The sequence below is a fragment of the Hymenobacter agri genome (assembly GCF_054778495.1).
Genome location: NZ_BAAGZM010000201.1, coordinates 1 through 6,739 on the forward strand (window position 1 = coordinate 1; position 6,739 = coordinate 6,739).

The 6,739-nt window shown below is 57.9% G+C and carries 7 protein-coding genes; 5 read left to right on the forward strand and 2 right to left on the reverse strand.

Going from position 1 to position 6,739, the window contains the following annotated elements:
• Positions 1-1,362, forward strand: a 1,362-nt coding sequence (locus ACYVDE_RS11450) for a 3'-5' exonuclease (RefSeq protein ID WP_460501677.1), incomplete at its 5' end; no start/stop codon positions are given.
• 46 nt (positions 1,363-1,408) lie between these two features.
• Complete coding sequence (locus ACYVDE_RS11455) at positions 1,409-2,209, forward strand: hypothetical protein (RefSeq protein ID WP_460501678.1); 801 nt, start codon at positions 1,409-1,411, stop codon at positions 2,207-2,209.
• Between the two features lie 147 nt (positions 2,210-2,356).
• Here ACYVDE_RS11455 and ACYVDE_RS11460 read toward each other — a convergent pair whose 3' ends face one another.
• Entirely contained in the window at positions 2,357-2,818 is a 462-nt protein-coding gene (locus ACYVDE_RS11460; protein ID WP_460501679.1) for a DUF6756 family protein, read from the reverse strand.
• 84 nt (positions 2,819-2,902) lie between these two features.
• Here ACYVDE_RS11460 and ACYVDE_RS11465 point away from each other — a divergent pair, with 84 nt between their 5' ends.
• Positions 2,903-3,196: a hypothetical protein gene (locus ACYVDE_RS11465; protein WP_460501680.1), complete on the forward strand. Its 294-nt coding sequence runs from the start codon at positions 2,903-2,905 to the stop codon at positions 3,194-3,196.
• Between the two features lie 81 nt (positions 3,197-3,277).
• Here ACYVDE_RS11465 and ACYVDE_RS11470 read toward each other — a convergent pair whose 3' ends face one another.
• The gene (locus ACYVDE_RS11470) at positions 3,278-3,643 is read right to left on the reverse strand and encodes a hypothetical protein (RefSeq protein WP_460501681.1); all 366 of its coding nucleotides are present in this window, start codon (positions 3,641-3,643) and stop codon (positions 3,278-3,280) included.
• Positions 3,644-4,241: 598 nt separating this feature from the next.
• Between ACYVDE_RS11470 and ACYVDE_RS11475 the strand changes: the two genes are divergently transcribed.
• Positions 4,242-5,270, forward strand: coding sequence for an ATP-binding cassette domain-containing protein (locus tag ACYVDE_RS11475; protein ID WP_460501683.1), 1,029 nt, complete (start codon positions 4,242-4,244; stop codon positions 5,268-5,270).
• A complete protein-coding gene (locus tag ACYVDE_RS11480; RefSeq protein ID WP_460501684.1) occupies positions 5,263-6,684 on the forward strand; it encodes an HlyD family secretion protein in 1,422 nt (473 codons plus the stop codon). Before ACYVDE_RS11475 ends, ACYVDE_RS11480 begins: the two co-directional genes overlap by 8 nt.
• Positions 6,685-6,739: the final 55 nt, after the last annotated feature.

A 6,739-nucleotide genomic window follows, 5' to 3' on the forward strand; every position in this document is an offset into this window, starting at 1 on the left:
ACCCCGGCGCGGGCGCGGCACATTGCTGACGTGGCGAATGCGGCGGGCGGCGCCTCGTTTTTCGACGAGCTGCGGGCGCTGGGCTACGACGTACGCGAGGCCGAAACCGGCAACCTGGGCCTCTACGAGCTGGCCGAGCGGCTGCTGAATCTGTTCGGGCTGCTGGGGCGCAACGGGGAGAGTGACTACCTGTTCCGCTTCCTCGATTTGACGCTGGAATACAGCCTGCGCTTCGGCAACAACCTGGGCAACTTCCTCACCTACTGGGAGGAGCGCAAGGGGCGCATCAGTATCAACGCGCCGGGCGGGCGCCAGGCCATCACCATCACCACGGTGCACAAGGCCAAGGGTCTGGCCTACGGGGTGGTCATCGTGCCCTTTGCCGACTGGAGCCTGGAGCCACACCGGGGCACCCTGCTCTGGGGCCACCTGGAGGCCGACCAGAAGCCTCTGGAACAGATGCCCGACGTGGCGGTGGTGAGCCTGAGCAAGGGCATTCAGCAGACGGCGCTGGGGGCGCAGTACGACGAGGAGCGCGAGAAAACCTTCCTCGAAGGGCTGAACACGCTCTACGTGGCCTTCACCCGGCCGCGCCACCGCCTCTACGTCATCAGCAAGCGGCCCGACGAGAAGAAAACCACCAAAACCGACGAGCTGGACGCTGCCCCCGCCGCCCGCACCGTGGCCGACCTGCTCTACGGCTACCTCCACAGCCGCGGCCAGTGGCAGGAGGAACAAGTGTCCTTCATCCTCGCGCAAGGCACGCCCGCCGAGAAAAAACCAAGCACCAAGCACCAGGCACCAAGCACCAACTACGAGCTGACGAATTTGGCCGCCGCGCCCTGGGAGGAGCGCCTGAAGCTGCGCCGCCACGCCACCACGCTCTTCGATTTTGACGAGCAAAAGGCCCTGAACGAGTGGAACCGCAAGCTGCATTTCGCCCTGCGCCGCCTGCTCACGGCCGCCGACGTGGGCCGGGTGGCCAGCCAGCTCGTGGCCGAGGGCATCTTGAGCGCCAAGGAGCGGCCGGCCTTGGTGGAGAGCCTCGAAACGCTGGTGAGCGACCCGCGCCTGGCCCCCTACTTCGCCCCGCATCTGAGCGTGGAAACGGAGCGCGAAATCCTGGTGGGCGGCGTGAAGCTGCGCGACTACAAGCCCGACCGCGTGGTGCTCGAACCCTCCCTGGAGGAGCACCACCGCCTCGGCGGCCGCGTCACGCTGATGGATTTCCGCCTGCCCCCGCCGCAGGAGAAACACCAGCGGCTACTGCGCAACTACGCCACACTGTTTGAGCAGCTGGGCTACGCGGAGGTGCGCGGCGTTATCTATTATTTCGGGACGGGGGAAGTGGTGAAGGTGTGATGAAATAAACCCAAAGTCGGTTCACTACACACCCATGCCTGTAAAAATGAAGTCCGCTGCTGCTTTTTATTTGTCAATATTTCTGTTGTTACTGGCCTTTGCGGCAGGCTTCAAAGCAATAGAACCGCTACCTGCGGAAAGCAGAGAATACCTACGCACCAATCTGGCCAGCAGCGAACTCAGGCCAACGGAACAAAAGCAGACTTATCTGGCCTACAATTTCGCGCCGTTGTGGCTGAACATGCCCAATCACCTGGTCGTCGGAGTTATTGGCAGCAACAACCAACGTCTGCAAATCAAACTACTTACCGCGGTTAGGGACTCTGCTCACAAGAATACTTACCTGATTACGGGTAAATCACGCGTTAAAAACAATACCTGTTACTTCAGCGGCACCTTTATCATTCGGCACATTCGGGAATTGCGGAAATTCAGCACGCGCGTGGACGAGACAATTTCGCCAGCCCGGCACGAAGGCATTTTATTGGCCGAATATCAGCTTGTTGAAGCTGCAACGCAACCAATGTCCGGCGTTTTTAATGGCGTACTGCTGAGCCGGTGGTATATCGATAAAAAAGGAAATTTACGATACGATGACATCGAGAGCTTTGGCGACGGCTTTTCTAACAACCAATTTGTAGGCACCTGGACGAATCATAAAGGCGATAAAACGCTGCGCTGCAACTGGGGCGACTATCGGATTCCGAATGCCGGAAGCTTTGACATTGGCGCAGGAGAGTTTAGCCCCGACCCTAAATTCATAACCAACGGCTGGCAACGCTATTCTCAAGCCTGGATTTATAATAACGCCGCAGCACGAAAACAAGAAAAGCAACCGTGGTGGTAATCATTTAAAGCTGGCCCCGCCGCAGGAGCAACACCAGAGGCTGCTGTCTAATTATGCCAAGCTGTTTGAGCAGTTGGGGTATGCGGAGGTGCGCGGGGTTATTTATTATTTCGGGACGGGGACGTGGTGGAGGCGTGAGCATCCGTTTTATTTCGCTATTCCCCGCTCAACCTGCTTTAATTTTTCGATAATAATATCTCCAACCCCGAACAATACGTCGTGGTGATTTTCGCAAAGTAGCCATTCGTATTTTTTCGATACGATGTAGTATTCGAAAGCATGGCTTTCGGCTAGCACCTGCTGAATTGATTTGATATCTCCTTCAAAGAGCCAGAATTTATCATCTTCTGCAACAAACCAAACTTGCTCATGCAAAGGAATTATTTTATCCAATGCCTCAACTGGCAATCCAGGTAGCAAAACCGAATGTACTGGCCCCCTCAAATAGCCACTCCACCACCACAACACTGTATCGTAACGAGCTGAAACGAATTTATCCTCTATTTTTTTCATAATCGACTCCCATTCAGTTATGCCAACAGCACGAAAAGCAATGGACGGCAAGCCAAGAGCAGCGGCAGTTTGCTGTAGTTCGTGTTTGAGTGTCATATGGTAAAAGTATAGCCTTAAAAAGTCGCTGGAATTCTCCCTGCGTAACCCCTTCCCACAAGTATTTTAAAAGCCGTTCCAATTATGGGCAAAGAATACTTCATCAAATGCCCGAAGCTCGATACCCAAGCGACCAAGCAGTTTCTTGAGCAACGTTTTATCGTAGCGGCTACTGAAAATGAAACGTTGGCGCTTTCGCTACTAGATGCTGCAGCAGAGCCGGCCAGTAACTGGGCACCCGTAGTTGTTGGGCTGGAATCTAATGGCGTTTATTTCCGCGACAACTTAATTGCTCCAATGCAAGCAGCAAGCATCTTCATGCAGCTTGTTGATTTCCTGTTATCGAGTGCAGAAGCTATTACAATTAAGGAACCGTAGGGGCAACCGCTGGCTAGGGACTACCTGCGCGTGCGGCGAAGACAGGCGGGCGTTGCTGGCGCGCGTGTACAACAAGATTATTCATTTCTTGCGCGAGTAAGTAACCGTTGTTCCAGTAGAAGTATAAACCAATTCGATATATTTTTCAGTAATACCTATTATTTCATAACACATGCCTTCATGCCAAATTAAGTAGACAGGATTTTTAACAGACGTTTCATACGACTCATCACACGCATGTTTTGTGAAAATATACCGAGTTGTTCCCGTGAGCTTATTGCGGTAATAATCCGTTACCTGTTCTCCCTTGACAACAATTGAGCTTAATGGGTCTTGCACACAAATCCATTTCCCGTCAGGAATTCTCTTGGTTTTAAGATGCTGCTGCGCATTACATGACACGCCTTGAAATACTACCCACAAGGCAACTAGAGCACTTATTTTCATACTCTTCCGCTATTGGTTCAAATAATAGATTTCAACTTGTAACCCTCAGCAACGCCAATAGTCGGGGGTTCGCCTTTTTAGGGGCAACCGCTGGCCGGGGACTACCTACGCGTGGGGCGAAAATACGTGGCTGCTCTACTGATGCAACTGGCCAGAAAGACACGGCGAAGCTGGAGCTGCGCAAGGTGCTGCAAGCGGTGGTGTACGCGCTCAAGGCCAATTATCCGGACACGTTTGAGGCGGAGCTGCGCAGCTGGGGCTTCCGGAAGGAGAGCTACTAGGGGCCGTTTGGGCTAACTGCACGTCATGCAGAGCGCAGCGCAGCATCTCGCGTGGGGTAGTAATCGAAACCGTTAGGCGATTCAATTACTGCTACACGCGAGATGCTGCGCTGCGCTCTGCATGACGTTCTTTTTTGCTGACTCTCCCCGGCTTCACCTCCCCCCTTCGGCCGCCCGTTTTATCGGCCCAAAAGCCCTCCTCACACCCCCAAAACCGCCTTTAAGCTGTTTTTAACGCCTTTTTAACCTCCTCTAAATCTGCGTCACCGTATTGACCAGGGTAATTTTGCACTTCCAATTACCCCTATACGCATTGCATGGCGCATCATAAATCGCACGCTGGCCTGCTCCCTCCGCCCACGCCCTGGCAACGGCTTACGCGGATGCTCGACACGGAGCGCAGCACCATTCGCTACATCTTTTTCTACGCCATCGTGGCCGGTTTGGTGGGCCTCACGCTGCCGCTGGGCACGCAGGCGGTGTTCAATCTGGTATCCACCGGGGCCGTGTTTGCCTCTACCTACATCCTGATTGGGGTGGTGGTGGGCGGCGTGCTGCTGGGCGGCGTGCTGCTGCTGGGCCAGATGGTGCTGGTAGAGGCCATCGAGCAGCGGCTGTTTGCCAAGGCGGCCATCGAGTTTGCCTACCGCCTGCCGCGCATCAAGCCCGAAGCCCTCGAAGGCGAGAACCCGCCCGAACTGGTGAACCGCTTTTTCGACATCCTGACGGTGCAAAAGGGCCTCACCAAGCTGCTGATTGACCTGGTGTTTGCCGGGTTTCAGATTGTGTTTGGGGCACTGGTGCTGGCCTTTTACCACCCGGTGTTCATCGCGCTGGGCGCGTTTGCCATTCTGGCTATCATCGGCATCTACGTGCTCAACTACCGCCGCGCCCTGAACACGAGCATCGACGAGTCGGCCTACAAGTACGAGGTGGTGGACTGGCTGGAGCAGGTGGCCGGCGAGCTGCCCCGCTACCGCGACGATGCCGCCAAGCGCGAGCACGCCCTGGCCCGCACCGACCAGCTCACGGCCGGCTACCTGCGCGCCCGCAACAGCCACTTCCAGGTGCTGAAAACCTATTTTAACTACGGCATTGTGCTGCGCCTGCTGCTCACGGGCGGGCTGCTGGTGGCGGGCACCCTGTTCGTGGTATCGCGCCAGATGAGCCTGGGCCAGTTTGTGGCCGCCGAGGTGCTGATTGTGCAAATCAGCGGGGCCATCGAGAAGCTGGTGAGCGGCGTGAGCACGGTGTTCGACATGCTGACCGGGGCCGAAAAGCTGGCCGCCCTCACCGACCTGCCGTTGGAGGAGGACAAATCCCAAATTGTTGAGATTCATGCTTAACCTAAGCAACGAGAGTATTTCCGAGAAAGTCTGGCACGAAAAGCCGCGGCAGTCGCACCGCGAGCTGCTCGATGCCGCGCGCGGCTACTGGCTGGGCCGCACGCTGCTGGTGGCCGGCATCGTGTTCCTGATTATCCTGTTTCTGCCCTGGCGCCAAACCATTCAGGGCAGCGGCAGCCTCACCGCCCTCACCCCGCAGGATAGGCCCCAGACCGTGCAAAACGCCCTTTCGGGCCGCATCGAGCACTGGGCCGTGCGCGAGGGCCAGCGCGTGCGCAAGGGCGACACGCTGCTCACCATCTCGGAAATCAACTCCGAATACTTCGACCCGCACCTGCCCCAGCGCCTGCGCGAGCAGCTCGAAGCCAAGCGCGGCAACGTGGCCGCCAACGCCGCTCGCATCGTGGCCGCCAACGCCCAGATTGACGCCCTGCAAGCCGGCCTGCAAGTGCAGCTCGAGGCCGCGGCCAACCGCGTGGAGCAGGCACGCAACACCGTACGCATCGACCAGGCCGACTTGGTGGCCGTGACCAACTTCTACGAAACCGCCAAGGCCCGCCTGGCCCGCTATGAAGTGGGCTACCAGAACGGCCTGTTCTCGCTCACCGACATCGAAACCCGCCGCCTGAAATTGCAGGAGGACCTGGCCAAGGTAACGGCCCAGCGCAACAAGCTCGCCAGCAGCAAGCAGTCGCTGGCCAACGCCATTATTGCCTTGAGTGAGATTCGGGCCAAGTTCCAGGAAAGCCTGGCCAAAACGCAGTCCGACCGCAGCTCGGCCGTGTCGAGCCGGGCCAGCTCGGAGGGCGAAGTGGCCGCCTTGCAGAATAAAATCAGCAACGTGGAGGTACGGCGCGGGCTGTACGTGGTGCGGGCCCCGCAGTCGGGCATTGTGGTGCGCACGCTCAAGGCCGGCATCGGCGAAAACATCAAGGAGGGCGAATCCATTGCCACCCTGCAACCCGAAAACCCCGTGCTGGCCGCCGAAATGTACGTGCGGGCGATGGACGTACCGCTCATTCAGCCGGGCCGCCGTGTGCGGCTGCAGTTCGATGGCTGGCCGGCCATTCAGTTCTCGGGCTGGCCGTCGGTGGCGGTGGGCACGTTCGGCGGCGTGGTTTCGGTGATTGACGTGGTGAGCAGCACCAACGGCCGCTACCGCCTGCTGGTGCGCCCCCTGCCCGGCGAGGGCGACGAGCGCACCTGGCCCAAGCAGTTGCGCTTGGGCTCGGGCGTGTACGGCTGGGTGATTCTGGACTCGGTGCCGGTGTGGTACGAAATCTGGCGGCAGCTCAACGGCTTCCCCCCCAGCCTGCAAGCCGAACCCGACGACGCCGGCCCGCTGCCCGCCGACGGCGGCAAGGCCAAAGACAAGGACAAATCGGGGGGCAGCAAGGAGGAGAAGTCGAAATGAGCAAGCTGCTGCTGAAACTGAGTGTGTGGGCGGCCCTGCTGAGCCCGGCCGCCGT

Bases quoted from the DNA above. Each gene is read 5' to 3' on its own strand.
- ACYVDE_RS11475 (WP_460501683.1), top strand. From the start codon at position 4,242: ATGGCGCATCATAAATCGCACGCTGGCCTGCTCCCTCCGCCCACGCCC.
- ACYVDE_RS11480 (WP_460501684.1), top strand. From the start codon at position 5,263: ATGCTTAACCTAAGCAACGAGAGTATTTCCGAGAAAGTCTGGCACGAA.
- ACYVDE_RS11465 (WP_460501680.1), top strand. From the start codon at position 2,903: ATGGGCAAAGAATACTTCATCAAATGCCCGAAGCTCGATACCCAAGCG.
- ACYVDE_RS11455 (WP_460501678.1), top strand. From the start codon at position 1,409: ATGAAGTCCGCTGCTGCTTTTTATTTGTCAATATTTCTGTTGTTACTG.
- ACYVDE_RS11460 (WP_460501679.1), bottom strand. From the start codon at position 2,818: ATGACACTCAAACACGAACTACAGCAAACTGCCGCTGCTCTTGGCTTG.
- ACYVDE_RS11470 (WP_460501681.1), bottom strand. From the start codon at position 3,643: ATGAAAATAAGTGCTCTAGTTGCCTTGTGGGTAGTATTTCAAGGCGTG.